Origin of the sequence: Pseudomonas sp. 58(2021) (assembly GCF_017491585.1) — a bacterium.
Classification (GTDB): domain Bacteria; phylum Pseudomonadota; class Gammaproteobacteria; order Pseudomonadales; family Pseudomonadaceae; genus Aquipseudomonas; species Aquipseudomonas fluorescens_BT.
On the sequence record NZ_JAFGYZ010000005.1, the window covers coordinates 220,358 to 246,873 of the forward strand.

The window sequence follows — 26,516 nt, forward strand, 5'->3', positions numbered from 1 at the left end:
AAGGTGATGCGCGGCATTGCCAATGCCTTGAGACTGGCCCGGGTGGCTGCATCACCGAGATGGCGCAGAACACCGAAACCGATGCCTTTGTTCGGAATGGCGCGCAGTTGTTCCTTGACCTGCTTGATCGCCGCCGCAACGGAATCCGCCGGGGTCAGACGTACCGGAAACAGACTGGTGAACCAGCCGACGGTGCGGGTCAGGTCGATGTCGTCGAACAGGTCTTCGCGGCCGTGGCCTTCCAGCTGAATCAGGGTGTCGGCGTGGCCGGTCCAGCGGCTGATGACTCGCGCCAGTGCGGTCAGCAGCAGATCGTTGACCTGTGTGCGGTAAGCGGCCGGGGCCTGTTGCAGCAATTGCTGGGTGAAGGTTTTGTCGAGGCGGCTGTGCAGCACCAGGGCGTGACGGCTTTGCAGGCTGCCCTGCGGGTTGTCGCAGGGCAGATCCAGTGCCGCGCCGTCGAGTTGTTGCTTCCAGAATCCCAGTTCGGCCTGCAACGACTCGGTCGCGGCATAAGCTTGCAGATGCTCGCCCCAGACCTTGTAGGCGCTGGTTTTCGCCGGCAGTTTGATTGCGTTTTTTTGCGCAGCCTGTTGATAAGCCAGTTGCAGGTCTTCCAGCAGAATCCGCCACGACACACCGTCCACCACCAGGTGATGCACCGCCAGCAGCAGACGCTGACTGCCATCGGCGACGGTCGCCAGCACCGCGCGCAGCAGCGGGCCGTTTTGCAGGTTCAGGCTTTGCTGGGCCTTGGCGTACAGCGCTTGCCGTTCGCTGTCGGCCAGCGTGTCGGCGGTCCACAACAGTTCCGGATCATAAGCCGTTGGCGCCACTTCGGCACGCCAGCCTTCGGTGCCTTCAACGAAGCGCGAACGCAGGCCGTCGTGATGGGCAAGCAATGCATTCAGCGCCTGCAACAGTGCTTCGGCGTTCAGGGCTTGGTGGCTGCGCAGCAGCACCGCCTGGTTCCAGTGGTGACGCTGGGGAATCGGGTCTTCGAAGAACACCTGCTGGATCGGCAGCAACGGCAGTTCGCCGGTCACCGGGCCCTGATCGATGCTCACGCTACCGCTGCCCTGCTGCGCCACGCTGGCCAGACCTTGTACGGTCTGATGCTGGAACAGATCGCGAGGGCTGAAATGAATCCCGGCCTGACGCGAGCGGCTGACCACCTGAATCGAGATGATCGAATCACCGCCCAGTTCGAAGAAGTTGTCGGTGAGGCCGACCCGTTCGAGCTTGAGCACGTCCTGCCAGATGCCGGCGATTTTCTGCTCCAGCTCGCTGCGCGGCGCGACGAACGCCTGCTGCATCTGGCTGGCGTCCGGTGCCGGCAAGGCCTTGCGGTCCAGTTTGCCGTTCGGGCTCAGGGGCAGTTCGGCGAGGAACAACAGCTGCGTCGGCACCATGTAGTCCGGCAGGCTGTCCTTGAGCTGCGCCTTGATCGCTTCCCGTGCCGCGCCTTGTTCGTCGGCGCTCGCTGCAACCACCGATGCCTGCTTCGGCACCACGTAAGCCACCAGTTGCAGGCTGCTGCCGCCCTGCACCGCCAGCACCACGGCTTCGCTGACGTCGTTCAGTTCCAGCAGGCGCGCTTCGACCTCGCCCAGCTCGATACGGAAACCACGGATCTTCACTTGATGGTCGACGCGGCCGACGTATTCGAGCTGGCCGAGGGCGTTGTAACGCGCCAGGTCGCCGGTGCGATACAGGCGCGCCCCTGTGCTGGAAAACGGATCGGGAATGAAGCGTTCGGCGGTCAGATCGGCACGCTGGAAGTAACCACGCGCCAGCAATTCACCCCCGATCAGCAGTTCACCCACCACACCGACCGGGGTCGGTTGGCCGTCGGCATCCAGCAGATAAGTGTGACGGCCCGGCAGTGGCTGACCGATCGGCATTGTCAGCGGTAACGGCTGGCGACCGAAGACGTAGTCGCTGCAATCGAGGGTGGTCGCAGTGACGGTGGCCTCGGTCGGGCCGTAGGTGTTGAGCAGTTTGACGTGTTCGAGCCCGGCCTGACGCCAGGCCTGCACGCCTTCCGGCGGCATCGCTTCACCGCCGCTGTGCACCTGACGCAGCGCCGCGTAGTCACGCGGGCCGGCGGCGGCGAATTCCTTGGCGATCATGTTCCAGTAAGCGGTGGTCAGGTCCATGACCGTGATGCGGTGTTCAACAATGTTCCGGTACAGGGTTTCGCTGTCCCACACTTCGTTGCCGCGCAGCACCACCGAGGCGCCACAAGTCAACGGGCCGAACAACTGCTCGCCGAATGCATCGAAGTTGAAGGTCGCAAATTGCAGCGCGCAATCGGCAGCGCTCAGGCCGTAGTAATGCTGCGAGGCGAATGCGTGTTTGCTCAGGGCTCCGTGGCTGATGCCGACGCCTTTCGGGCGACCGGTGGAGCCGGAGGTGAACATCACGTAGGCGAGGTTGTCGGCCCACACGGTGCGTTGCGGATTGCTTTCATCGGTGTGGGCCCTGATTTCGGCCTGATCCAGACACAGGCTCTGGACGTTCTGCGGCACCGGCAAACGGTCGAGCAAATGGCTTTGGGTCAGCAGCAAGCGGCTGCCACTGTCTTCGATCATGCACAGCAGGCGATCGCTCGGGTATTGCGGATCCAGCGGCACATAAGCGCCGCCGGCCTTGAGCACGGCGAGAATCGCGACGATCAGTTCCAGTCCGCGATCCACCGCCACGCCCACCAGCACGTCCGGGCCGACACCTTGCGCCAGCAGCGTGCGCGCCAGGCGATTGGCCCGGGCGTTGAGCTGGGCATAGGTCAGTCGCTGGCCGTCGAAAATCAGCGCGACGGCATCCGCTGTCAGTTCGGCCTGGGCTTCGAACAGTTGATGCACCGGGCGCTCGCTCGGCCATTGGGTGTCGTGACGGCCCCAGTCCTGAGTCAGTTGTTCGAGCTCGGTCGTTTCCAACAAAGCAATTTCACCGACGCGCTGCTGCGGATCGCTGACGATGCTGCGCAGCAAGTTCATCCAGTGACGCGCCATGCGCTCGATGGTTTCCGGCTCGAACAGATCCGTGGCGTAGGTGAACGCCGCGTGCAGTTGCCCGCCCTTCTCGTAGGTGTCCAGGCTCAGGTCGAACTGGGTGCTGCGGCTTTCCCACTCGATGACGCCCAGCTCCAGGCCGCTGCCGACCTTGAGCGTGGTGACGTCGGCGACTTCCGGCTGGTGGTTGTACATCACCTGGAACAGCGGGTTGTAGCTCAGGCTGCGCTCCAGTTTCAGCGCCTCGACCAGACGCTCGAACGGCAAGTCCTGGTGGGCCTGGGCGCCGAGGGCGGTTTCCTTGAGGTCACGCAGCAGATCGGCGATGGAGGTATGGCCGTCCAGTTCGACGCGCAGCACCTGAGTGTTGACGAAGAAACCGATCAACCCTTCGATTTCCCGGCGGTTGCGGTTGGCAATCGGCACGCCGACGCGCAGGTCGGTCTGGCCGGTGTAACGGTGCAGCAGAATATTGAAGGTGCCGAGCAACAGCATGAACAGCGTCACGCCGTGCTGACGGGCGATGCCGCGCAATTGCTCGACCAGTGCCGCGTCCACCACGCGTTCCAGACGCCGACCCTGATTGCTCGGCAGCACCGGGCGCGGGTGATCCACCGGCAATTCCAGTACCGGATGTTCGTCGCCCATCTGCGCCAGCCAGTAGTCGAGTTGACGCTGCTGTTCGCCCGCCTCCAGCCAGCGGCGCTGCCACAGGGCGTAGTCGCTGTATTGCACCGCCAGCGGCGGCAGTTCGGCAGCGCGGCCCTGATCGTGGGCGTCATAGAAGCGGCAGAATTCGTCGATCAGCACATTCATCGACCAGCCGTCAGACACAATGTGATGCAGCGTCAACAGCAGCACGTGTTCCTGCTCGGCCAGTTGCAACAGGCGCACCCGCAGCAGCGGGCCGTTGGCCAGATCGAACGGCAGCAGCGATTGCTCCTGCGCGGCGGCGGCCACACGGGCTTCACGTTCGGCGGCAGGCAAATCGCTGAGGTCGATGCGCTGGATGTCCAGCGGTTGTTGCAGCGGCACTTGCAGCAGGCTGTCGTCAGGCTGCTGCTGGAACACCGTGCGCAGGGTTTCGTGACGTTCGATCAGGCTGGCGAAGGCTTGCTCCAGCGCCGACTGGTTCAGGCGACCGGTCAGGCGCACCGCCGCCGGCAGGTTGTAGGCGCCGCTTTGCGGGTCCAGATGCCAGAGAAACCACATGCGTTGCTGGGCATACGACAGCGCCTGCCGATCCTCGGCCTCGACGCCTGCGGGAATCGGGAACCGGGAAAAATCCACCCCTTCTTTCGCCAGGGCAGCCAGGAACATCTGGCGCTTTTCCAGGGGCAACCCGATAAACCGGCGAGCGAGTTTCAAGGAGTCTTCTGCATTCATTTCTTGGCATCCGGATCAGTAGGCACAGGCCGCACAAAGGCACGTCGTCCCTATAAAACGAATGCAGACCGGAAAAATTAGCGATTGAGAAGAAGTGTCAGGCGGGAGGTAAAGCGCGGATTTCAGTGGTAAACAAAATCCTGTGGGAGCGAGCCTGCTCGCGATGGCGGTTCGACAAACAACGCAGCATCGTCTGCAAAATAGCTATCGCGAGCAGGCTCGCTCCCACAGATCGTTTCGGTGCTCAGGCGGTTGCAGCCATGGCATGGCGACGGTGATGCACCTCCAGTTGATCCTTGATCACCTTGAGCACCCTGGCTTCGTGTTCATGAATGAAGAAGTGCCCGCCGGCCAGCATGTCCACCGAGAAGCTGCCGGAGGTTTCCTTGCTCCAGCCAATCAGTTGCTCGGTGGTGGCCTTGTCGGCCTTGCCGCCCAACACATGCACCGGGCAATTGAGCAACGGGCGCTGCAACGGCTGGAATTTGCCGCAGAGCAGGAAATCCGCGCGCAGGATCGGCAGGGTCAGGCTCATCAACTCTGCGTTGGCCAGCACTTCCTCGCTGGTGCCGTTGAGCGTGCGCAACTGGTCGATCAGTTCGGCCTCGGTCTTCGGGTCGGCAAAACCGCGGTCGTAATCGGCGCGCATGGTCGGCGCCGCAGTGCCCGAAGCGAACAGCGCCACCGGTTCCGGGCAGCCCAGCGCCCGTAGCGCGTGGGCGATTTCGCAGGCCATCAGCGCCCCCAGGCTGTGGCCGAACAGCGCATAAGGGGTCTTGAGTGTCGGGCGCAATTCCCTGGCCAGTTGCATCGCCAGTACGCGCATGTCGGTGTGCAGCGGCTCGTCGAACCGTGCGCCGCGCCCCGGCAGTTCCACCGGTTGCAGTTGCAGCCATTGCGGCAGCTTCGGCCGCCAGCGGCTGTAGACCATGGCACTGGCGCCGGAGTACGGCAGGCACAGCAGGGTCAACTTGTTCACCACGTTTCCCTCGAAAAATGTCTCTTCATGAGGTACGGATCAACGACCGGGCAAATTAGTCGGCGCTGACTAAATTCCCCCCACAAACCCTCGTTAACCGTTCAGGCCAAAACAACAACGAGGATTCACCGTGGACCTGCAGACCATCCTGGGCAAACTGTTCGCCAATGCCGGCGCCGTCGGCATCGAAGGCGTTTTCCAATTCGTGCTGGGTCCACAGCTGACGTGCTGGTCCGAGGTCAAGGCCAGCACCCGCACCGAGGCCGGTCGACACCCGAGCCCGGACGTGACCATTGAGGTGGCGCCCGACGATTTTGCCGGGATCATGTCCGGTACTGCCAACGTCGAAGAACTGTTCGCCAGCGGTCGGCTGAAGATCGGCGGCAACATGGGCCTGGCGACAATGCTGCCGCAGATCATCGACCACGCCCGCTACGGGGGGGCGCCGGCGCAGAAGGTCGACATGAACAAGCGCTACCCGACTCCGCCGCGCCGCAGTGAAGCCATCACCGCCGCACGACCGGTGCAGACCGTCGTCGAACGCCGGCCGCGCAACGAATTGTCACTTCAGGAGTTCAAGGAGCGCTATCTGCCCGCCGGCACGCCGGTGGTCATCAGCAATGCCTTGCACGACTGGCCGCTGTTCAAGCTCAGCCGCGAAGAGTCGCTGGTGCATTTCGCCGAACTGCAAGGCATCACCCGCCACGGCGATTACGTGAAGAAAACCTTCTCCACCGAACGGGATTTCCGTTCCACCTCGATGGCCGATTTCATCGCCTCACTGGACAGCCCGGCAGTCAAGGGCGCGGACGGCGAGCCGCCGGCGTACATGGGCAACAACATCCTGCCGGCCGCCCTGATGCAGCAGATTAAATACCCGCCCTATTTCGATGCGTCGCTGTTCATCCCGCCACGGATCTGGATCGGCCCCAAGGGCACGCTGACGCCGCTGCACCGCGACGACTCCGACAACCTGTTCGCCCAGGTCTGGGGCCAGAAGAAATTCACCCTCGCCGCGCCCCACCACCGCGAAGCGCTGGGCACCTGGTCCACTGCGCCCGAGGGTGGGCTGGACGGCTGCGATTTCAACCCGGACGCGCCGGATTATGAGCGCTTCCCCGCCGCCCGCGACGTGACATTCCTGCGCGTAACCCTGGAGGCCGGGGATCTGTTGTTCCTGCCCGAAGGCTGGTTCCATCAGGTGGAGTCCGTCTCGACGTCGCTTTCCGTCAACTTCTGGGTGAACTCGGGCCGGGGCTGGTGACCGGCATTATTTGAGGTGACGAAAGCTCTGCACCGCCGAGCCCAGCACCACCGCCCCGGCGGCAATCGCCAGCCAGAAGCCGCTGCGCGCACCGAACGCATCCACCAATGCGCCGGAGCCAGCGGCGCCGATGGCCACGCCGATGCTCAAACCGGTCACCAGCCAGGTCAGGCCTTCGGTGAGTTTCGCCGGCGGCACGATGCGTTCGATCAACGCCATCGCCACGATCAGGGTCGGCGAGAAGAACAGCCCGGCGATGAACACCGCGACGGCCAACCCGAAGATGTTGCTCGCCAACAGCAACGGCAGCGTGGTCACCGCCGTCGCGATCCCGCCATACAGAAACAATCTGGGCAACGGCAGCTTCGAGCGCATCGCGCCGAAGGCGATACCGGCCAGACAGGAACCGATGGCGTACACCGACAGCACAATGCTCGCCGCCGCCGGCTGGCCCTGCTGCTGAGCGAACGCGACACTGACCACATCCACCACGCCGACAATCACGCCCATGGCGAGCATCAACGCCAGCAGCCATTGCACGTCGGTCGAACGAATGATCGAGCCCTGATGCTGCGATTCGTGCGGATGCACCGGCGGCTCGGTGCTGCGCTGGGCAACGAACGCCGTCACGCCAATCGCCAGCATCAACAGCGCCGCCAGTGGCCCGGCCTCGGGAAACACGCCGACGCACAAGCCCACCGACAACGGCGGGCCGACAATGAAGCAGACTTCGTCGAGCACCGACTCCAGCGCATAGGCCGTCTGCAACTGCGGCTGGCCGCGATAGATTTCGGTCCAGCGCGCCCGCGCCATCGCCGACATGCTCGGCATGCAACCGGCCAGCGCGGCGCAGACAAACAGGGTCCAGGTCGGCGCCTGCAAACGGGTGCACAGCAGCAACATCAGCAGCGCGCCCCCGCCGATCAGCGCCGCCACCGGCAGCACCCGCCCCTGGCCAAAACGGTCCACCAGCCGTGACACCTGCGGCGCGCAAAACGCCGTGGCCAGGGCAAACGTCGCCGCCACCCCACCCGCCAGCGCGTAGCCGCCGGTCAATTGCGAGAGCATGGTGATCACGCCGATACCGGTCATGGAAATCGGCATGCGCGCGATCATCGCGGCCATCACAAAAGCCCGGGCGCCGGGTGCGTTGAACAACTCGCGGTAAGGGTTTGCCATCGGATGCAGCCTCATCAGGGGCGGCCAAGTTGCCACAAAGCCTGACGGGCGGGGAAGCGAGGAATTGTTGGTGGAGTGTGAAGTCCCTGTGGAGTGCAAGGCCAATCGCTGCCGCATAAAGCTGTCGATGATTTCATGTACGCGGATGAACTCTCGTCGCCGGCCATCAGTCAGCTAAGTAAGCCCCCAACCCAAGGCGCACCCCTGCATGCAGATTTCCCTCGCCCGCCAAGTGGCTCTTGTCACCGGCGCCAGCTCCGGCATCGGCCACGGCGCCGCAAAAGCCCTGGCCGCTGCCGGTGCCGCCGTGGTCATCAACTACAACCGGCAGGCCGAGCCGGCCGAAGCGCTGGCCCGGCAGATCGTCGCCGACGGTGGTCAGGCCATCGCCATCGGCGCGGATGTGTCCAAGGAAGAGGACGTGGAGCGACTGTTCCAGCACACCCTCGATGCCTTCGGAACGCTGGACATTCTGGTGGCCAATTCCGGCCTGCAAAAAGACGCGGCGGCGGTGGATATGTCGCTGGCCGACTGGAACGCGGTGATTGGCGTCAACCTCACCGGCCAGTTCCTCTGCGCCCGCGCCGCGCTGCGGATCTTCAATCGCCAGGGCGTGCGCGAAGGCGTGTCCCGGGCTGCCGGCAAGATCATCCACATGAGCTCGGTGCACCAGCGCATTCCCTGGGCCGGGCACGTCAATTACGCAGCGTCCAAGGGCGGCGTCGATCAATTGATGCAGACCCTGGCCCAGGAAGTCAGCCACCAGCGAATCCGCATCAACGGCATCGCGCCAGGAGCGATCCGCACGGCCATCAATGAAGACGCCACCGAAGGCGACGCCGGGCAAGCGCTGCTCAAACTCATCCCCTACGGTCGCATCGGCGATGTCGAGGACGTGGCCAACGCGGTGGTGTTCCTCGCCTCCGATGCCTCGGACTACATCGTCGGCACCACCCTGTTCATCGACGGCGGCATGAGCCTCTATCCGGAGTTCCGCGGCAATGGCTGAGCATCCTTGCGAACGACAAAGCCCCATCGACGCCCACGGCATCATTGGCGACATGCGCAGCGCCGCGCTGGTCAATGACAAGGGCAGCGTGGATTTCTTCTGCTGGCCGGAGTTCGACAGCCCGTCGATCTTCTGCTCGCTGCTGGACACCCCCGAAGCGGGGATTTTTCAGCTCGCACCGGACCTGCCCGATGCCCGGCGCGAGCAGATTTACCTGCCGGACACCAACGTCCTGCAAACCCGCTGGCTCAGCGATCACGCCGTGGTGGAAATCACCGATCTGCTGCCCATCGGCGACAACGACGATGCACTGCCGCTGTTGATGCGCCGGGTGCGGGTGGTCAGCGGGCAGGCGACGTTTCATCTGCGCTGCGCCGTTCGGCATGACTATGCCCGCGCTGAAACCCGCGCCGTCATCGATCAAAAGGATGTGCTGTTCAGCGCCAGCGGGCAGCCGACCCTGCGGCTGGCCTCGGATCAAACCTTGAGCGTCGATAACGATGCAGCGGTCGGGCAATTCACCCTCAAGCAGGATGAAACGGCGGCGTTCATGCTCGGCGCCAGCGACGATCCGCGTTTTGCCGAAGGCGCCGCGCAGTTGTGCATCGAACGCACCCTGAAGTTCTGGCGCGACTGGATCGGCCAGTCCAACTATCGCGGTCGCTGGCGGGAAATGGTCAACCGCTCGGCCCTGGCCTTGAAGCTGCTGACCTCGCGCCAGCACGGCGCAATCCTCGCCGCCGCCACCTTCGGCCTGCCGGAAACACCCGGCGGCGAACGCAACTGGGACTATCGCTACACCTGGATCCGCGACGCCTCGTTCACCGTCTACGCCTTCATGCGCCTGGGCTTTGTCGACGAAGCCAACGCCTACATGCGCTGGCTGCGCGGGCGGGTCAGCGATTGCAGCGGCCGGCCGATGAAGCTGAACATCCTCTACGCCATCGACGGGCGCCAGGAACTGCCGGAAACCGAACTCACGCATTTGTCGGGACATGGCGGCGCAAAACCGGTGCGCATCGGCAATGGTGCCTACGACCAGATTCAACTGGATATCTTCGGCGAACTGATGGACGCCGTTTACCTGGTCAACAAATACGGCGACGCGATTTCCCACGAAGGCTGGAAACATGTGATGGAAGTGGTCGATCAGGTCTGTGAGACCTGGCAGACCAAGGACGTAGGCATTTGGGAAATGCGCGGTGAGCAACATCACTTCCTGCACTCGCGCCTGATGTGCTGGGTGGCGCTGGACCGGGCGATCCGCCTGGCCTCGAAACGCTCGCTGCCGGCGCCCTTCGCCCGCTGGGACCAGACCCGTCAGGCCATCCACGCCGACATCTGGGACAACTTCTGGAACGAAGAGCGCGGGCATTTCGTGCAATACCAGGGCGGCACCGCGCTGGATGGCTCGATGCTGCTGATGCCGTTGGTGCGCTTCGTCAGCGCCAAGGATCCGAAATGGCTGGCGACGCTGGAAGCGATCGAGAAGCATCTGGTGCGTGACGGCATGGTTTACCGCTATCGCAACGACGATGCCGGCATCGACGGTTTGTCGGGCACTGAAGGCGCTTTTGCCGCATGCTCGTTCTGGTACGTCGAGTGTCTGGCTCGGGCCGGGCAAGTGGAAAAGGCCCATCTGGAATTCGAGCAACTGCTGCGTTACGCCAATCCGCTGGGTCTGTACGCGGAGGAATTCGACAACCGTGGACGGCATCTGGGCAACACGCCTCAGGCGTTGACCCATCTGGCGCTGATCAGCGCGGCGAGTTTTCTCGATCGCAAGTTGAGTGGGGAGAAGAATTACTGGCAGCCGTAGTCATCCATCTTCGCCAGAGCCTGTAGGAAAGATCTCAACTCCAATCGCCGTTTGTAGGATGGCCACCTACGAACGGCAAACACCCCCGAGCCTTGTGGTTGAAGGGCTGGCCCACACAATCGATTCCTTTCGATACAACTTGTTGAAGGCGCGACCTGCAAAAACCTGCCAACCCCGTGTAACGCTTGGCCCTCGACTCGCACTTACACCCCGAAATACCTTGTTGCCAGCTGTTACATCCCCCCCCCTACCATCCACCGCAACGGGCACAGCGGAGCTGTCCAATAAAAACCCGATTCAAGGAACCAGAATGAGCCAACGCATCCACCGCCCCATCGATTCCCCGTTGAGGTCTGGCCTGACCCGCGACGAACTGTGGGAAGCCGCCGACAAGGGCCTGATCAAATGCTGGGAAATCGGCCGCCAGCGCGCTACCCGCTTCCCCGACCTCGCCCAACGCTGCAGCGCCGATGAGTTGCCGGTGCTGGGCTGGAAAGGTGGAGTCAGTCGCAGCCTGAAAAAGAATGAAAAATACGGATCACTGAAATACCTCGCCCAATGGCAAGGGTTGCGTGGGGAAGATCTGGATATCGACCTGGGTTCCGAACGGGTCATGACCTGCTCGCGGACCAAGATGGTGGTGACGTTTACGCCGGATCGGAGCAAGTATTTTAATGAACTGGCAGACTAATCAAGTTACATCAATTTATAGAAGCAAACACTGCCCGACACTCAGCCAATCCCGGACCAATGAATCTGGGTTTACACAACACATTGTAAAAAGAAGTGAATTAGCATGAGTTCCACCACACCACAAATTGAACAACCCGCCTCTGAATCATTTGAAAAATTCAAACGCCAAGTTTTGCATTTTGTAACATCTCTTTTATCAGAAGAGATACGAAAGGCCTACTATGCATTTAGCATCATTGCCGGCCTAGGCATATTTTTTATTTATTTTTCACACATAAACTATACACCACGCATATCGCTTACCGACTCAGTAATGCTTCTATTTTCCGCACTCATTATCGGTGTAGGATCTTCACTGATTATGGCTGGCTTGTTTATCCTTCCATCCTTGGCATGGAAAGATATTCTTGAAAAAAACCTGGAAGGAGAACAATCTCAACGATTTAGATATCTCTTCTTTCGGCAAGGCATCGCGCTAATAGCATTAGTCATTTTTTCTCTGTCTGCCGTCCTGTATGACGACTTCAGGCCCTATCTGCTGATGGCGATCTTAGCCACACCGATAGCGTGGTTGATCATCATGTTTTCCTTAAATGAAGAGTTAAAAAACAACGCGATTGCTTTAGCTCTCAATACATTTGTCATGATCATCTGCACGCTGATGCTTATCAATATTGCATTACATGGGGTTGAAGACATTGCCGACTCAGATCTAAAAGAAACAACAGCACGCATCATTATCTTCATGAGCATCGCCTTTGTACTTTTAATCAACATCACCATTGCCTCATTCAAAAAACCAGGAGTACTTAAAACTATATTGGGAGCATTAGCGCTACTGGCGGCAATCTTGATCGCATCCCAAAGCATCGCAACAATTCCAAAGGGAGTTATGCACATACTTGGACTCGGAAGTTTTCGCGCAGAAGAAATAATAATTGACAACGAGCTTTGCAGCTACTTCAAAGATATTGACCCTTCAAAAACCCAACGACTCGATGCCAATTCATGCTCAATTAAAAAAGCATGGATACTCTGGAAGGGTGAGGATGCGATTCTTGTAAGAATAAAGAACGTCAAATATCAAATTGACAAAAAAAATATAAAGCTAATCTCCTACGAAATATTCAATCAGTAACTGAACGTAGGCTGGTCGTATCTCCGGAACCTTGGGTGGGGGGCACATCGGAGGATAAATATCCATCGGCGCTTACGAAAAGTTCGTGCTGATTGGTATCGACCAGCACACTTCCAAAGAGGCGCTGCGGACAGTCGAAGCGTTAGTTGATCTGCGACAGGCAAGCTGAGCTCATGCAGGTGAGCGCCATCGCGGATCGTTCCAGATTGTCGTGGTTATGGCTTCGAGAAACGACTTGCGGATTTTCAATTGCTTCCCAGCGCCCGACTCGACAATCGTCAAGTCGTTTTCCTTCGGATCCTTACGGTATTGAAACCGGGTAAACACCCGGGTCGTTTCGCCCTCAATGAAGTAATGGCAAGTATTTCGAGAGTTATAGGACGGTAAGTCAGCAGGATTGAGATCCTCCATGCGTTTTCCACCTCCTGGCTCCTGAACCACATAGACCTCATCGCCAACGATCGCGTTTTGTGCGGGCCCTCCCGATGAAAGGCGAATCGGCATGATCACCAGATTACCGTCTCGGTAAAACTGCTTCTGGATATAAAACGGTTTGGTAATGCCGACTCCATCCCCGGTCACTTGCATGTTCCAGTACACGTAGGTGACATCATCCAGCTTTCGAAAAGCGCCCGCCTCGCCAAAAACCACTTCATAACCCCCACCGAAGTAGCGGTGCAACGAAATCGCCTTGTTCTTCAACTCCAACTCCAAAAGCATACCAGCCAGCATCATTGTGGTACTCAGGTACTCGCCACGATCAGCCTCTACGCCTCCACTGGCGCCCGGCATCCACTGATATTTGCCGAGCAACTCCTCGAAAACCTCAGCCCCGTTGCCAATCAAACGCAGGTCGGTAAAGTTTGGCGATTCGACCGCACGCTCCTTGAAATCAACCAGATAGCCTTGATTCTCGTACACGAAAAAACCGGTCAGTTGCAGACCGAGCTTCCCGAGATCCAGCGGAAGTTGCTGTAAGAAAATGGCGAGTTTTTTCGGAGTCAGGCCAGTGTCAGCAAGCGTACGAAGCCCGCGGATAGCCATGGTTGCCGCCACTTCATGACCGGCCCAGGCAATCACCATGTGGTCACAGATCACGATGACTTTTTGAGTCAGACCGGTGATGGAGAATCCCGATCCCTTGGGAAAGACTTCCGTCACGTTTCCCACAGTTGGAATCGAAACGTCATGCTCACGCTCATCCCCGGAAACCAGCAAATCGCCCATGACCACCAGACGCTGATTAAGGGCGTACGAAATACCTAATGTCATAAAAGCTCCCTGCTGAAATATATGTCACGCAGTGTGGAGGGCCTCCGAATGGCCATCAAGTCTCAGTTGTACTGACCGAAAACCGCTCCCGATAAGCCTGCGGCGTCACGCCCATGGCCCGCAGGAAGCTGCGTCTCAAGGTTTCTTCACTGCCAAATCCGCAATTGGCCGCAACCCGTTTGATCGGCAGCCCGGTATCGCTCAACAACCGGCGCGCGGTTTCGACGCGGATCAGTTCGATGGCGCGGGCCGGGGTCTGGCCGGTGTCGGCGCGGTAGTGGCGCACGAAGCTGCGTTCGCTCATGCCGGCCTGTTCGGCGAGGGTCGGGATGCCCAGATCGCAGGTCAGGTGCTCGGCAATCCACGCGTGCAGATCGTCGAAGCGGTTGCCCTGTTTTTGCAGCGACAGCGTCACGCTGAATTGCGACTGCCCGCCCGGGCGTTTGAGGAACACCACCAGTTGCCGGGCGACGTCCAGGGCCATGTCGCGGCCGAGGTCGTCTTCGACCATGGCCAGCGCCAGGTCGATGCCGGCGGTAACGCCCGCCGAGGTCCAGACCGGGCCGTCATTGATGAAGATCGGGTTGGGCTCGACCTGTAATTGCGGATGCTGCTGCGCCAGTTGCTCGCAGCGGGTCCAGTGGGTGACGACCCGGCGACCGTCGAGCCAGCCGCTGGCCGCCAGCAGAAAGGCGCCGGTGCAGACCGAAGCCACGCGTCGACAGCCGTTGGCGTGTTCACGCACCCAAGTCACCAACTCGGCATCTTCCGCAGCGGCGTAAACGCCCCAGCCGCCGGCGATGATCAGGGTATCGCTGGGCTGTTTCGGCAGTGGTTCGGCCAGCATCGCCAACCCGGCGGAAGAACTCACCGCCCCGCCGCCACTGGCGATGACCGTTGGCGCATACGGCGCGGGCAAACCCTGCTGGCGGGCGATGTCGTTGGCCGAGGCGAAGACCTGCAACGGGCCGGTGACATCGAGCAGTTGCACATTGGCGAACGCGAGTACGTGGATGGTTTTCGGCATTTGGCGTAATTCGTGGGCTGATTGGCGTATGCGCCAAAACCTACGCGCCTACAGTGAAGCCGTCTACCCCCCTTTTCACGGAGAAGAATCATGGCGTTGCAGATCGGTTTTCTGTTGTTTCCCCAGGTGCAGCAACTCGACCTGACCGGCCCGTACGACGTGCTGGCCTCATTGCCGGACGTGCAAGTGCATCTGGTCTGGAAAGATCTGGTGCCGGTGACTTCCAGCACCGGGCTGGTGCTGAAACCCACCACCACGTTCGAGGATTGCCCGGATCTGGACGTGATCTGCGTACCCGGCGGCGCCGGGGTCGGGCCGTTGATGGAGGATGAGCAGACGCTGGCCTTTATCAAGGCGCAAGCGGCTCAGGCGCGTTACGTGACGTCGGTGTGCACCGGTTCGCTGGTGCTCGGCGCGGCGGGTCTTTTGCAAGGTAAACGGGCGACCACGCATTGGGCTTATCACGATCTGCTGCCGACGCTGGGCGCGATCGCGGTGAAGGATCGGGTGGTGCGCGACGGCAATCTGTTCACCGGGGGCGGCATCACGGCCGGGATCGATTTTGCCCTGACCCTGGCGCAGGAGCTGGTGGGCGTCGACACGGCGCAACTGGTGCAGTTGCAGCTGGAATATGCGCCGGCGCCGCCGTTTGATGCGGGTAGCCCGGACACGGCGCCGAGTGCTGTTGTCGATGAGGCGCGCAAACGTGCGGCGCCTTCGCTGAAGTTGCGCACGGAAATCACCGAGCGTGCGGCGGCGAAACTCAACCTGCGCTGATCTCCCGCCAAACACAAAACCCTGTGGGAGCGGGCTTGCTCCGGGCGGCGATCCGACGAATGCGGTATATCAGTCGATATCTTTTTGCCTGACACACCGTATTCGCGAGCAAGCCCGCTCCCACATTGGGTTTGTGTATGAATTCGGATTCACGCGCTGTCCCCACATCCCGCCACACCTTCACTTGTCCCCTCGCCCCCACCCGTGTAGAAAGCCTGTCCACAAATCGTGCACAAGGACTTTCCATGACAGCTCTGCCATGGCTCTATCTCGGGCTTCTCAGCCTTGGTTACGGATTGGCGCTGAGCTTCGGCCAACTCGGCTGGCTGGCGCTGATTTCCATTGCACTGCTGGTTTTCGCCGGTTACGCCGTGCGCCAGCAAACCGTACCGGTGGGGCGTTTTCTCGGCCATGGCCTGTTTATCGTGCTGGCCGTGGCGCTGGCCATGCACTGGCTGCCGGGTTTCTACAACGGCCGGGCCATCCCCGCGCAACGTTTCACTGACAACGCCGTGCCGTTCTCGATGTTCGTGAATCTCGACAAACCGCTGATCGGCTTCTGGCTGTTGCTGGTTTGCCCGTGGATCGTCGCGCGGCGCTCGTTGCGCCTGACGGTCTACGCCACCGCGCTGGCACTGACGTTGAGTGTGATTCTGGCGCTGGGCGGCGCGGTGTTGCTGGGCATGATCACCTGGGCACCGAAATGGCCGGATCAGGCGTGGCTGTGGGTACTGAACAATCTGCTGCTGGTGACGTTGGTCGAAGAGGCGCTGTTTCGCGGCTATATACAGGGTGGCCTCAGCCGGCGTTTCAAACACCTGCCCTACGGCGACAACCTCGCGCTGCTGCTCGCGTCCCTGCTGTTCGGCCTGGTGCATGTGGGCGCTGGCTGGCAATGGGTGTTGCTGGCGGGCCTGGCGGGGGTCGGCTATGGTCTGGCCTACCGATTTGGCGGGCTTGCTGCAGCGATCGCCACGCATTTTGGCCTGAACCTGCTGCATTTCGGCCTGTTCACTTATCCGATGCTCGCGGGTTGAAGCAAGGCCCGTTTTGCGACGCCGTACTGATAAATGAAAAAAAACTTCAATAAATGGCCGACCCCGCCGACAACCTTTCAAAGCCTTGCGGATTGAAAAACCATGCGTAACAACCAGCCCATTACACAACGCGAACGGACTTTCCCGGCTCAGCAACGGTTGATTTCCACAACCGACGCCAAGGGCGTGATCACCTACTGCAACGACGCTTTCGTCGAAATCAGCGGGTTCTCGCGTGAGGAACTGATCCGTGCGCCGCACAACCTGGTTCGTCACCCCGACGTCCCGGCGGCGGTGTTTTCGCATATGTGGGGCACACTGAAACAAGGCTTGCCATGGATGGGCATTGTCAAGAACCGCTGCAAATCCGGTGACCATTACTGGGTTAACGCCTATGTAACGCCGGTGTTCGATGGCAGTCAGGTGATCGGTTACGAGTCGGTGCGGGTCAAACCCACCGCCGAACAGATCCGCCGTGCCGAAGCGCTCTACCAACGCATCAACCAGGGCAAGTCGGCGATTCCTTCAAGCGACAAATGGCTGCCGATCGTGCAGGACTGGCTGCCGTTCATTCTGGTCAGCCAGTTGAGTTTCATGATCGGCGCCACCCTGAACTCGCATTGGGGTTTTGCCCTCGCCGCCGGTCTGTCGGTGCCGCTGGGTCTGTTGGGCCTGCAATGGCAGCAACGCGGGCTCAAGCGCCTGCTGCGTCTGGCCGAGCAGACCACGTCCGACCCGTTGATCGCGCAGATGTACACCGACAGCCGTGGCGCCCAGGCGCGTCTGGAAATGTCGATCCTCAGCCAGGAAGCCCGACTGAAAACCTGCCTGACCCGTCTGCAGGACACCGCCGAGCACCTGACCGATCAGGCCAAACAGTCCGACGCCCTGGCGCACAACAGCTCCAGCGGTCTGGAACGCCAGCGCGTGGAAACCGAACAGGTCGCCACCGCCGTCAACCAGATGGCCGCCACCACGCAAGAAGTGGCGAGCCACGTCCAACGCACCGCCGACGCCACCCAGGAAGCCAATCGCCTGACCGGTCGCGGCCGCGACATCGCCGGCGAAACCCGCGAAGCCATCCAGCGCCTGTCGGTGGTGGTCGGTGAAACCGGCCTGACCGTGACCCAACTGGCCAAGGACAGCGACGAAATCGGCGGCGTGGTCGACGTGATCAAAGGCATCGCCGACCAGACCAACCTGCTGGCCCTCAACGCCGCGATTGAAGCAGCGCGTGCCGGCGAGATGGGCCGTGGTTTTGCCGTGGTAGCCGACGAAGTCCGCCAACTGGCACAACGCACCAGCGAATCCACTGGCCAGATCCACGCCCTGATCGCCAAGCTGCAACAGACTGCGTCCAGCGCCGTACAAACCATGGAAGCCGGCCATCGCCAGGCGGAAGAAGGCGTAGCGCGGGTGCTGGAAGCAGACCAGGCCCTGGTCGGCATCAGCGAAGCGGTAGCCAACATCACCGACATGACCACCCAGATCGCCGCCGCGACCGAAGAGCAAAGTGCCGTGGCTGAAGAGATCAGCCGCAACATCAGCAACATTTCGGAACTGGCGGACCAGACGTCCGAGCAGGCGCATAACTCGGCGTTGCTGAGTGAAGAGCTGACGAAGACTGCCAACACGCAATACTCGTTGGTGGAGCGGTTTAACCGCTGATTGATCTGCAATACAAAAAAAACCGGATAGCGAGAGCTTCCGGTTTTTTTTGCCTTGTTACTTACTCCTTTGGCATGAGGTTATCCAACGCCTGATTCACCGCCAACTCGCCCAACATCACCACCTGCGCAATGCCCAACAGGGTCTTGCGGTTCGGCCCTTCCAGCAGGCCGGCGAAGTCGCCGAGCATGACCGTGGCTGACGCGAGCGACTCGCAGGCGTTGGCCAGCAAGGACTCCGTGTCGGTTTGCGGGTTGACCATGAACATGTCGTTTGGGGTGTAGGGCGTGGCCATGATCCGGGCTGCGGGTGTCAGGTAATAGTCGAGGGCGCGTTCGGCGGCGTCGTGGAGCTTTCTTGAATCGGGAAATTCGTACGGGGACACCGGATCTTCTAACGGTGGAATGACGGTCTTGGACATCAGCTGGAACTCCGGAAAGAGTCGCTTGAGGATTTTTTATAGACGGCTGCCAGGCAGTGAGGGGCAAGCCCCTCACCGAGGCCGCAACTACCGCGAGACGTGATGGTTATCCAGCACACGATTGACCAGCAGCTCACTCAGCATGATGACCTGCTGCAGTATCTGCATCGCCTTGCGCTGCGACGGATCGACGGTGTCGCCAATAACCCGGGCCATGTCACTGGCCGACGACAGCGTTTCGCAGGCTTCGACCAGCAGCGTTTCGTCATCCACCGTTGGATTGACCAGATAAATCCTGCCGGGCTTGCGCGATGGCTTGGATGTCTTCTGCGCCCCAGGATCAAGGTAATGATTGATCGCCCGCTCGGTTGCCGTTTTTATGTTTTCGGCTTCGAGTGCGGCGTCGTAGGGGATTGAATCGGTTTCTGGTGGGTTGGGTGTGACTTTGAACATAGATGTAACTCCTATCGCAGACTTCAAGGAGCCATCACCCACGCTACCAAACGATGGGTGGCGGCCATACGCGGGTTGGTAGACCGGCTGCAATAGGAACCCGGCGCCCACGAATGAGCCCCACGCATGACCACCATAAAACCGAGCCCCAAGAAAGGGACTGCATACGGTGTTGCCACACAGCTATTACAGACGGGCTACCAAACCCGATCACTGTTTTTCAGTGACAGGGAAACGATATAGCCCACCCTATAGCCGCGTAAGCCGGCGGATTCTGGCGTACGCGTAGGCAACGACGCAAGGTGTCGTAGCCCTTATGGCGTAACGGTTCGTGTACTTTAAACGCGGTCACGCGATCGTGTTTATGCGCTGGAAATGCTGGGCTGGGGGAGCTTTCGGTTTTTGTGGTGTGTCAGTGAAACCCTCCCCCTCACCCTAGCCCTCTCCCCGTGGGAGAGGGGACTGACCGAGGTGTTTGGACGAGGTACGCCGACGTGGGATACCGAGTTGAACTCAGGTTTTGAACAGCACTTCAATCGGCCCTTAACCACTCAAAACGATGAGCGTTAGCTCGAGTACCGCTTTTGATCTTGATCCACGGGCGACGTCGGAAGGCTGAGTGGAGGGATTCATCCGGGGGTGGGAGCGCAGCGACCGTTTGGCGAAGCCAAACACATCGAGAGGAGGTGCAGCGAAGCAAACCGTAGGCGATGCCCCCCGGATGAATCCCGGAGCGAAGGAACCCCGAGCCTCAGCGAGCGGGCCGGACGTAGGAGCAAGCGTTTTTGGTTACTTTTTAGGCGTTTGTAAAAAGTGACCCGCCGTAAGGGCGGAACCCTAAGCAGCCATAACCGCAGCAACGGATATGCCCCCCAAAAAAGCCTCAACGAAGAAACCCGGCAACCCTCTCCGCCGCCGAAGCCAAATGCTGCTCATGCGTAAACCCGGAAACCTTGAGCGGCTTCAAATCATGATCCCCAGAGGCCAACCAAAACACCTCAATACTCGGCGATAGATCGTAAGCCTCAACGGCGTCCCGATTGCCAAGAGCATCCCGCTCCCCCTGAACAATCAACGTCCGAGTCTTCAACCCAGCCAGATGTTCGACCCGCGGCTTCTCCGGCTTCCCCACCGCATAAAACGGATACCCCAGACAAACCAGGGCATCAGCGCCAAGCTCATCGGCAAGCAGACTGGCCATCCGCCCTCCCATCGACTTCCCGCCAACCGCCAAAACCCCAGCGACATGAAGTCGCACCAAGCCATAAACCTCACGCCAGCACTCCTGCAATTTCCCCGCAGGATTCGGCGGCCGCTTGACCCCATCAATCCGCCGCTGCGCCATATAAGGAAACTCAAACCGCAACACGTTGATACCAAGCCCAGCAAGGCGCCCAGCCATATCCGTCATCCACTCACTGTCCATCGGCGCACCCGCACCATGGGCGAGAATGAGGGTCGCCGAAGCCTCGCCAACAGCGGCATCCCAAAGCCACCCATGATCCCGCAGGCACTGCGCCCATTGATCCCCGTCAATACTGGCCTTGTGCTGTTTGTCCATGCTTGCCTCGCTTTTAGTCTGCCTATAACTCCAGGCGAAGGACGCGCTGTTGGCGCTCACTTCGGCTGAACCGTGGATGGGGAACCATGAACACTTCTATCAGTACCGCCTACAACTACAAGGTGGTCCGCCAATTCGCCATTATGACGGTGGTGTGGGGCATCGTCGGCATGGGGCTCGGGGTTTTTCTCGCGGCTCAATTGGTCTGGCCCGAACTCAACTTCAACCTGCCGTGGACCAGCTTCGGACGCCTGCGCCCGCTGCACACCAACGCGGTGATCTTCGCGTTCGGCGGCTGTGCCTTGTTCGCCAGTTCGTTCTACTCGGTACAGCGCACCTGCCAGACGCAATTGTTTGCGCCGAAAATCGCCGCGTTCTGCTTCTGGGGCTGGCAGCTTGTGATTCTATTGGCGGCCATCAGCCTGCCACTGGGTTACACCAGTTCCAAGGAATACGCCGAGCTGGAATGGCCGATCGACATCCTGATCACCATCGTCTGGGTCGCCTACGCCATCGTGTTCTTCGGCACGATCATGCAGCGCAAGACCAAGCACATTTACGTGGGCAACTGGTTCTTCGGCGCGTTCATCATCACCGTGGCGATCCTGCACATCGTCAACAACCTTGAGTTGCCGGTGAGCTTCACCAAGTCCTACTCGGTGTACGCCGGTGCAACCGACGCGATGGTGCAATGGTGGTACGGCCACAACGCCGTAGGCTTTTTCCTCACCGCCGGTTTCCTCGGGATGATGTACTACTTCGTGCCGAAACAGGCCGAACGTCCGGTGTATTCATATCGCCTGTCGATCGTGCACTTCTGGGCGCTGATCACCCTGTACATCTGGGCCGGCCCGCACCACTTGCACTACACCGCGCTGCCGGACTGGGCGCAGTCGCTGGGCATGGTAATGTCGCTGGTACTGCTGGCGCCGAGCTGGGGCGGCATGATCAACGGCATGATGACCCTCTCGGGCGCCTGGCATAAGTTGCGCAGCGACCCGATCCTGCGCTTCCTGGTGGTGTCGCTGGCGTTCTACGGCATGTCGACGTTCGAAGGTCCGATGATGGCGATCAAGACGGTGAACGCCCTCTCCCACTACACCGACTGGACCATCGGCCACGTACACGCCGGCGCGCTCGGCTGGGTGGCGATGATTTCCATCGGCGCGCTGTACCACATGATCCCGAAAGTCTTCGGCAAAGAGCAGATGCACAGCATCGGCCTGATCAACGCGCACTTCTGGCTCGCGACCATCGGCACCGTGCTCTACATCGCCTCGATGTGGGTCAACGGCATCGCCCAGGGCCTGATGTGGCGCGCAGTCAACGAGGACGGCACGCTGACCTACTCCTTCGTCGAAACCCTGGTGGCCAGCCACCCAGGCTTCGTCGTGCGGCTGATTGGCGGGGCGATCTTCCTCAGCGGCATGTTCCTGATGGCTTACAACACCTGGCGCACCGTGCGGGCCTCGCAGCCTGCTGACGTCGTTGCTGCCGCGCAGATGGCCTGAGGAGTCCGCCATGAAACACGAAACGATTGAAAAGAACGTCGGCCTGCTGATGCTGCTGATGGTGTTCGCCGTGAGCATCGGCGGCCTGACCCAGATCGTCCCGCTGTTCTTCCAGGACGTGACCAACAAACCGGTGGAAGGCATGAAGCCCTACACCGCGCTGCAACTGGAAGGCCGTGACATCTACATCCGCGAAGGCTGCGTCGGTTGCCACTCGCAGATGATCCGTCCGTTCCGCGCCGAAACCGAACGCTACGGGCACTACTCGGTGGCCGGCGAGAGCGTGTGGGATCACCCGTTCCTGTGGGGTTCGAAACGTACCGGTCCGGACCTGGCCCGGGTCGGCGCGCGTTACTCGGATGACTGGCACCGTGCGCACTTGTACAACCCGCGCAACGTCGTACCGGAATCGAAAATGCCGGCCTACCCATGGCTGGTCACGCAACCGGTCGACAGCAGCCACACCGAAATCAAGCTCAAGGCCATGCGCACCCTCGGCGTGCCGTACACCGACGACGACATCAGCGGCGCGGTGGCCAGCCTCAAGGGCAAGACCGAAATGGACGCCCTCGTCTCCTACCTGCAAGTGCTTGGCACTGCGATCAAGAGCAAGAGGTGAGTCCGATGGTCATTGAAATGAGCGCGGGGCTGATTCGCGGCCTCGGCACGGTCGTGGTGTTCGTGGCCTTCGTCGGCCTGACCCTGTGGGTGTTCAACCGCAAGCGCACGCCGGAATTCGCCGAAGCGCGCCTGCTGCCGTTTGCCGACGAGCCGCAACCCGACCCAACCCAAGCATCTGAAACAAGGAGTACCCGGCCATGACCACCTTCTGGAGTACGTGGATCTGCGTACTGACCATCGGCAGCCTGATCGGCCTGACCTGGCTGCTGGTCGGCACCCGTCGGGGCGAGACCAAGGGCAGCGTCGACCAGACCATGGGCCACAGCTTCGACGGCATCGAGGAGTACGACAACCCGCTGCCGCAGTGGTGGTTCATGCTGTTCGCCGGCACGCTGGTGTTTTCCGTGGGTTATCTGATCCTTTATCCGGGCCTGGGCAACTGGAAAGGCATCCTGCCCGGCTACGAGGACGGCTGGACCGGCGTCCACGAATGGGAAAAGGAAATGAGCAAGGCTGACGCCAAATTCGGGCCGATCTTCGCCAAATTCGCCGCCATGCCGGTGGAAGAAGTGGCGAAGGATCCTCAGGCGCTGAAAATGGGCGGCCGCCTGTTTGCCTCCAACTGCTCGGTGTGCCACGGCTCGGACGCCAAGGGCGCGTTCGGTTTCCCTAACCTCGCCGACAAGGACTGGCGTTGGGGCGGCAGCGCCGAAACCATCAAGACCACCATCATGGGTGGCCGGATGGCGGCGATGCCGGCCTGGGGCGAATCCCTCGGCGAGGTTGGCGTGAAGAACGTCGCCGCCTATGTTCGTCACGAACTGGCCGGGCTGCCACTGCCGACGGACAACAAGGCCGACCTGCAAGCCGGACAGCAGACGTTCAGCACCATGTGCGTAGCCTGTCATGGGGCAACCGGCCAGGGCACTGAAGCCATGGGTGCGCCGAATCTGACGCACCCGGCCGGATTTATCTATGGCACCAGCCTGACCCAGCTTGAGCAGACCATCCGCCATGGTCGTCAGGGCCACATGCCGGCTCAGAACGAGCTGCTGGGCAACGATAAAGTGCAATTGCTGGCCGCTTATGTGTACAGCTTAAGTCATGGACTGAATACAGAAAAACTTATTACTGAAGACAAAAAACAGTAATTATTGAGTACAACACTGCCGCACGTTTCCAGTGCGGCAGTTTCCAGCCTCTTTGCGACGCATTGTCGCACCCCTTCACACCCTCTCCTTTCGGTTACCCGGATTCGGGTCTACGCTTGCTCGATGCGGACTGGCCCGTGCCGGTTCCAGGTCGACCCTGAGCGAGGTGTTGAACGAATCGGCTGACTGACATGGCCGCAAAGGCCGGTAGATACCGGCTGTCGTGCCGATTACCGTCCGTCACCCGAACCGAGCGTTCGAACACACCCCGTTACATCCGACCGGAACCCCTCGCTTTTTTCGTCCGCTGCGACATTTTGCCCGAGGGCAATTTTGTCCTTACGCGGCGCATGGAAAGGCCGCAGAATCAGCGTTGGAAAGCATTGACCCAGGTCATGGCGCGTTGCATTGACCCCCTGCTTTCTACATACTTGCGGCCGATTTTAATCCTAATAAAACACCCAAACCGTGGAACCTTAGAATGAGCACAGCAATCAGTCCGACTGCTTATAACTATAAGGTAGTCCGCCAGTTCGCCATCATGACGGTGGTCTGGGGGATCCTTGGCATGGGGCTCGGTGTCTTCATTGCCTCGCAACTGGTCTGGCCGGAGTTGAACTTCGGTCTGCCGTGGACGAGCTTTGGACGCCTGCGCCCGTTGCACACAAACCTGGTGATTTTCGCCTTCGGTGGTTGTGCACTGTTTGCCACTTCCTACTATGTCGTGCAGCGAACCTGCCAGACGCGACTGATTTCCGACAGCCTCGCGGCCTTCACCTTCTGGGGCTGGCAAGCGGTGATCGTCGGCGCGATCATTACCTTGCCGCTGGGTTACACCACCACCAAGGAATACGCGGAACTGGAATGGCCTCTCGCCATTTTGCTGGCCATTGTCTGGGTCACCTACGGTCTGGTGTTCTTCGGCACCATCACCAAGCGCAAAACCAAGCACATCTACGTCGGTAACTGGTTCTACGGCGCGTTCATCGTCGTGACCGCGATGCTGCACATCGTCAACCACATGTCGCTGCCGGTCAGCCTGTTCAAGTCCTACTCGGCCTACTCGGGCGCGACCGACGCGATGATCCAGTGGTGGTACGGCCACAACGCCGTGGGCTTCTTCCTGACCACCGGCTTCCTGGGGATGATGTATTACTTCGTGCCGAAACAGGCCGAGCGTCCGATCTACTCCTATCGTCTGTCGATCGTGCACTTCTGGGCGCTGATCACTCTGTACATCTGGGCAGGTCCCCACCACCTGCACTACACCGCACTGCCGGACTGGGCGCAATCGCTGGGCATGGCGATGTCGATCATCCTGCTGGCGCCAAGCTGGGGCGGCATGATCAACGGCATGATGACCCTGTCGGGCGCCTGGCATAAGCTGCGCACCGACCCGATCCTGCGTTTCCTCGTGGTATCGCTGGCGTTCTACGGCATGTCGACCTTCGAAGGTCCGATGATGGCGATCAAGACCGTCAACTCGCTCTCGCACTACACCGACTGGACCATCGGCCACGTACACGCCGGCGCTCTGGGCTGGGTCGCGATGATCTCGATCGGCGCGATCTACCACATGATCCCGAAACTGTTCGGCCGCGCACAGATGCACAGCGTCGGTCTGATCAACGCGCACTTCTGGCTCGCGACCATCGGTACCGTGCTGTACATCGCATCGATGTGGGTCAACGGCATCACCCAAGGCCTGATGTGGCGTGCAATCAACGATGACGGCACCCTCACCTACTCGTTCGTCGAAGCGCTGCAGGCCAGCCACCCTGGCTACATCGTTCGCGCCCTGGGCGGTGCGTTCTTTGCCAGCGGCATGCTGTTGATGGCCTACAACGTGTGGCGCACCGTTCGCGCCTCGGACCCGGCTGAAGCTGAAGCCGCCGCCAAGATCGCCGTAGTTGGAGCTCACTGATGAAGCATGAAGCTGTCGAGAAGAATATTGGCCTGCTGGCTTTCTTCATGGTCATCGCCGTCAGCGTCGGTGGCCTGACCCAAATCGTTCCGCTGTTCTTCCAGGACGTCACCAACAAGCCGGTCGAAGGCATGAAGCCGCGCACTGCCCTTGAACTGGAAGGCCGCGACGTTTACATCGCCAACGGCTGTGTCGGCTGCCATTCGCAGATGATCCGTCCGTTCCGTGCCGAAACCGAACGCTACGGCCACTACTCGGTCGCCGGTGAAAGCGTCTGGGATCACCCGTTCCTGTGGGGTTCCAAGCGTACCGGCCCGGACCTGGCCCGCGTCGGCGGTCGTTACTCCGATGACTGGCAGCGTGCGCACTTGTACAACCCGCGCAACGTCGTCCCCGAGTCGAAAATGCCGGCCTACCCGTTCCTCGTAGAAAACAAGCTCGACGGCAAAGACACGGCCAAAAAAATGGAAGTGTTGCGCACGCTTGGCGTCCCTTACACCGACGAAGACATCGCCGGTGCAAGAGATGCCGTGAAGGGCAAAACCGAAATGGACGCGCTGGTGGCCTATCTGCAAGGCCTGGGCACCATCATCAAAAGCAAACGGTGATTCT

Annotated in this window: 22 protein-coding genes (1 of these 22 cut by a window edge); 14 read left to right on the forward strand and 8 right to left on the reverse strand. The window is 60.5% G+C overall.

Translation table 11 applies throughout. The annotated features are described in order from the left end of the window. Nucleotides 1–4,400, reverse strand: the 5' portion of a protein-coding gene (locus J5M72_RS08065) for a non-ribosomal peptide synthase/polyketide synthase (protein ID WP_207865062.1). Its footprint begins 8,011 nt before the window's first position; only the first 4,400 of its 12,411 coding nucleotides appear in the window; the start codon lies at nucleotides 4,398–4,400; its stop codon lies beyond the left edge, outside the window. A 244-nt stretch (nucleotides 4,401–4,644) separates the two neighbouring features. After that, nucleotides 4,645–5,382, reverse strand: coding sequence for an alpha/beta fold hydrolase (locus tag J5M72_RS08070; RefSeq protein ID WP_207865064.1), 738 nt, complete (start codon nucleotides 5,380–5,382; stop codon nucleotides 4,645–4,647). Nucleotides 5,383–5,509: 127 nt separating this feature from the next. Here J5M72_RS08070 and J5M72_RS08075 point away from each other — a divergent pair, with 127 nt between their 5' ends. Then, nucleotides 5,510–6,643, forward strand: a complete 1,134-nt coding sequence (locus J5M72_RS08075; protein ID WP_207865066.1) for a cupin-like domain-containing protein — start codon at nucleotides 5,510–5,512, stop codon at nucleotides 6,641–6,643. A 6-nt stretch (nucleotides 6,644–6,649) separates the two neighbouring features. Here the strand turns inward: J5M72_RS08075 and J5M72_RS08080 are convergent, their stop codons facing one another. After that, a complete protein-coding gene (locus J5M72_RS08080) occupies nucleotides 6,650–7,822 on the reverse strand; it encodes an MFS transporter (RefSeq protein ID WP_207865068.1) in 1,173 nt (390 codons plus the stop codon). 208 nt (nucleotides 7,823–8,030) lie between these two features. Between J5M72_RS08080 and J5M72_RS08085 the strand changes: the two genes are divergently transcribed. From J5M72_RS08085 to J5M72_RS08100, 4 genes are all read left to right on the forward strand, one after another. Continuing rightward, the gene (locus J5M72_RS08085) at nucleotides 8,031–8,831 is read left to right on the forward strand and encodes a glucose 1-dehydrogenase (RefSeq protein WP_207865070.1); all 801 of its coding nucleotides are present in this window, start codon (nucleotides 8,031–8,033) and stop codon (nucleotides 8,829–8,831) included. Beyond that, on the forward strand, nucleotides 8,824–10,650 hold the full coding sequence (locus tag J5M72_RS08090; RefSeq protein WP_207865072.1) for a glycoside hydrolase family 15 protein: 1,827 nt from the start codon (nucleotides 8,824–8,826) through the stop codon (nucleotides 10,648–10,650). Before J5M72_RS08085 ends, J5M72_RS08090 begins: the two co-directional genes overlap by 8 nt. A 310-nt stretch (nucleotides 10,651–10,960) precedes the next feature. Further along, entirely contained in the window at nucleotides 10,961–11,341 is a 381-nt protein-coding gene (locus J5M72_RS08095; RefSeq protein ID WP_207865074.1) for a hypothetical protein, read from the forward strand. A gap of 105 nt (nucleotides 11,342–11,446) precedes the next feature. Further along, a complete protein-coding gene (locus J5M72_RS08100; protein WP_207865076.1) occupies nucleotides 11,447–12,481 on the forward strand; it encodes a hypothetical protein in 1,035 nt (344 codons plus the stop codon). A 171-nt stretch (nucleotides 12,482–12,652) separates the two neighbouring features. On the opposite strand, the gene J5M72_RS08105 is transcribed toward J5M72_RS08100, so the two are convergent. Further along, complete coding sequence (locus J5M72_RS08105) at nucleotides 12,653–13,753, reverse strand: hypothetical protein (protein WP_207865078.1); 1,101 nt, start codon at nucleotides 13,751–13,753, stop codon at nucleotides 12,653–12,655. A gap of 55 nt (nucleotides 13,754–13,808) precedes the next feature. Continuing rightward, nucleotides 13,809–14,780: a GlxA family transcriptional regulator gene (locus J5M72_RS08110; RefSeq protein WP_207865080.1), complete on the reverse strand. Its 972-nt coding sequence runs from the start codon at nucleotides 14,778–14,780 to the stop codon at nucleotides 13,809–13,811. Nucleotides 14,781–14,870: 90 nt separating this feature from the next. Here J5M72_RS08110 and inhA point away from each other — a divergent pair, with 90 nt between their 5' ends. The 3 genes from inhA to J5M72_RS08125 all read left to right on the forward strand — a co-directional run bounded on the left by inhA (nucleotide 14,871) and on the right by J5M72_RS08125 (nucleotide 18,262). Then, nucleotides 14,871–15,557 (forward strand): isonitrile hydratase, encoded by a 687-nt coding sequence (inhA, locus tag J5M72_RS08115; RefSeq protein ID WP_207865082.1) that lies wholly within the window; start codon nucleotides 14,871–14,873, stop codon nucleotides 15,555–15,557. A 245-nt stretch (nucleotides 15,558–15,802) separates the two neighbouring features. Beyond that, the gene (locus J5M72_RS08120) at nucleotides 15,803–16,594 is read left to right on the forward strand and encodes a CPBP family intramembrane glutamic endopeptidase (protein ID WP_169429599.1); all 792 of its coding nucleotides are present in this window, start codon (nucleotides 15,803–15,805) and stop codon (nucleotides 16,592–16,594) included. Nucleotides 16,595–16,696: 102 nt separating this feature from the next. Continuing rightward, the gene (locus J5M72_RS08125) at nucleotides 16,697–18,262 is read left to right on the forward strand and encodes a PAS domain-containing methyl-accepting chemotaxis protein (RefSeq protein ID WP_169429598.1); all 1,566 of its coding nucleotides are present in this window, start codon (nucleotides 16,697–16,699) and stop codon (nucleotides 18,260–18,262) included. A 61-nt stretch (nucleotides 18,263–18,323) separates the two neighbouring features. On the opposite strand, the gene J5M72_RS08130 is transcribed toward J5M72_RS08125, so the two are convergent. The 3 genes from J5M72_RS08130 to J5M72_RS08140 form a co-directional block, all read right to left on the reverse strand. Beyond that, a complete protein-coding gene (locus J5M72_RS08130; RefSeq protein WP_207865084.1) occupies nucleotides 18,324–18,683 on the reverse strand; it encodes a DUF6124 family protein in 360 nt (119 codons plus the stop codon). Between the two features lie 87 nt (nucleotides 18,684–18,770). Beyond that, nucleotides 18,771–19,136, reverse strand: a complete 366-nt coding sequence (locus J5M72_RS08135; protein ID WP_011333295.1) for a hypothetical protein — start codon at nucleotides 19,134–19,136, stop codon at nucleotides 18,771–18,773. 883 nt (nucleotides 19,137–20,019) lie between these two features. After that, nucleotides 20,020–20,697 (reverse strand): alpha/beta family hydrolase, encoded by a 678-nt coding sequence (locus tag J5M72_RS08140; RefSeq protein ID WP_207865086.1) that lies wholly within the window; start codon nucleotides 20,695–20,697, stop codon nucleotides 20,020–20,022. Between the two features lie 86 nt (nucleotides 20,698–20,783). Between J5M72_RS08140 and ccoN (J5M72_RS08145) the strand changes: the two genes are divergently transcribed. From ccoN (J5M72_RS08145) to ccoO (J5M72_RS08170), 6 genes are all read left to right on the forward strand, one after another. Next, the gene (gene ccoN / locus J5M72_RS08145; RefSeq protein ID WP_011333291.1) at nucleotides 20,784–22,208 is read left to right on the forward strand and encodes a cytochrome-c oxidase, cbb3-type subunit I; all 1,425 of its coding nucleotides are present in this window, start codon (nucleotides 20,784–20,786) and stop codon (nucleotides 22,206–22,208) included. A 10-nt stretch (nucleotides 22,209–22,218) separates the two neighbouring features. Beyond that, complete coding sequence (gene ccoO, locus J5M72_RS08150; RefSeq protein ID WP_207865088.1) at nucleotides 22,219–22,827, forward strand: cytochrome-c oxidase, cbb3-type subunit II; 609 nt, start codon at nucleotides 22,219–22,221, stop codon at nucleotides 22,825–22,827. 5 nt (nucleotides 22,828–22,832) lie between these two features. Next, nucleotides 22,833–23,030 (forward strand): cbb3-type cytochrome c oxidase subunit 3, encoded by a 198-nt coding sequence (locus J5M72_RS08155; protein WP_064378782.1) that lies wholly within the window; start codon nucleotides 22,833–22,835, stop codon nucleotides 23,028–23,030. Continuing rightward, nucleotides 23,027–23,980 (forward strand): cytochrome-c oxidase, cbb3-type subunit III, encoded by a 954-nt coding sequence (gene ccoP / locus J5M72_RS08160; protein WP_169429594.1) that lies wholly within the window; start codon nucleotides 23,027–23,029, stop codon nucleotides 23,978–23,980. Before J5M72_RS08155 ends, ccoP begins: the two co-directional genes overlap by 4 nt. A 481-nt stretch (nucleotides 23,981–24,461) precedes the next feature. Next, nucleotides 24,462–25,904 (forward strand): cytochrome-c oxidase, cbb3-type subunit I, encoded by a 1,443-nt coding sequence (gene ccoN / locus J5M72_RS08165; protein ID WP_085690137.1) that lies wholly within the window; start codon nucleotides 24,462–24,464, stop codon nucleotides 25,902–25,904. Next, a complete protein-coding gene (gene ccoO / locus J5M72_RS08170) occupies nucleotides 25,904–26,512 on the forward strand; it encodes a cytochrome-c oxidase, cbb3-type subunit II (RefSeq protein WP_011333287.1) in 609 nt (202 codons plus the stop codon). Before ccoN (J5M72_RS08165) ends, ccoO (J5M72_RS08170) begins: the two co-directional genes overlap by 1 nt. The last annotated feature ends 4 nt before the right edge of the window (nucleotides 26,513–26,516 follow it).

Bases quoted from the DNA above. Each gene is read 5' to 3' on its own strand.
- ccoN (WP_011333291.1), top strand. From the start codon at position 20,784: ATGAACACTTCTATCAGTACCGCCTACAACTACAAGGTGGTCCGCCAA.
- ccoO (WP_207865088.1), top strand. From the start codon at position 22,219: ATGAAACACGAAACGATTGAAAAGAACGTCGGCCTGCTGATGCTGCTG.
- J5M72_RS08130 (WP_207865084.1), bottom strand. From the start codon at position 18,683: ATGTCCAAGACCGTCATTCCACCGTTAGAAGATCCGGTGTCCCCGTAC.
- J5M72_RS08120 (WP_169429599.1), top strand. From the start codon at position 15,803: ATGACAGCTCTGCCATGGCTCTATCTCGGGCTTCTCAGCCTTGGTTAC.
- ccoP (WP_169429594.1), top strand. From the start codon at position 23,027: ATGACCACCTTCTGGAGTACGTGGATCTGCGTACTGACCATCGGCAGC.
- J5M72_RS08095 (WP_207865074.1), top strand. From the start codon at position 10,961: ATGAGCCAACGCATCCACCGCCCCATCGATTCCCCGTTGAGGTCTGGC.
- J5M72_RS08135 (WP_011333295.1), bottom strand. From the start codon at position 19,136: ATGTTCAAAGTCACACCCAACCCACCAGAAACCGATTCAATCCCCTAC.
- ccoN (WP_085690137.1), top strand. From the start codon at position 24,462: ATGAGCACAGCAATCAGTCCGACTGCTTATAACTATAAGGTAGTCCGC.
- J5M72_RS08100 (WP_207865076.1), top strand. From the start codon at position 11,447: ATGAGTTCCACCACACCACAAATTGAACAACCCGCCTCTGAATCATTT.
- J5M72_RS08105 (WP_207865078.1), bottom strand. From the start codon at position 13,753: ATGACATTAGGTATTTCGTACGCCCTTAATCAGCGTCTGGTGGTCATG.
- ccoO (WP_011333287.1), top strand. From the start codon at position 25,904: ATGAAGCATGAAGCTGTCGAGAAGAATATTGGCCTGCTGGCTTTCTTC.
- J5M72_RS08125 (WP_169429598.1), top strand. From the start codon at position 16,697: ATGCGTAACAACCAGCCCATTACACAACGCGAACGGACTTTCCCGGCT.
- J5M72_RS08080 (WP_207865068.1), bottom strand. From the start codon at position 7,822: ATGGCAAACCCTTACCGCGAGTTGTTCAACGCACCCGGCGCCCGGGCT.
- inhA (WP_207865082.1), top strand. From the start codon at position 14,871: ATGGCGTTGCAGATCGGTTTTCTGTTGTTTCCCCAGGTGCAGCAACTC.
- J5M72_RS08090 (WP_207865072.1), top strand. From the start codon at position 8,824: ATGGCTGAGCATCCTTGCGAACGACAAAGCCCCATCGACGCCCACGGC.
- J5M72_RS08085 (WP_207865070.1), top strand. From the start codon at position 8,031: ATGCAGATTTCCCTCGCCCGCCAAGTGGCTCTTGTCACCGGCGCCAGC.
- J5M72_RS08155 (WP_064378782.1), top strand. From the start codon at position 22,833: ATGGTCATTGAAATGAGCGCGGGGCTGATTCGCGGCCTCGGCACGGTC.
- J5M72_RS08110 (WP_207865080.1), bottom strand. From the start codon at position 14,780: ATGCCGAAAACCATCCACGTACTCGCGTTCGCCAATGTGCAACTGCTC.
- J5M72_RS08140 (WP_207865086.1), bottom strand. From the start codon at position 20,697: ATGGACAAACAGCACAAGGCCAGTATTGACGGGGATCAATGGGCGCAG.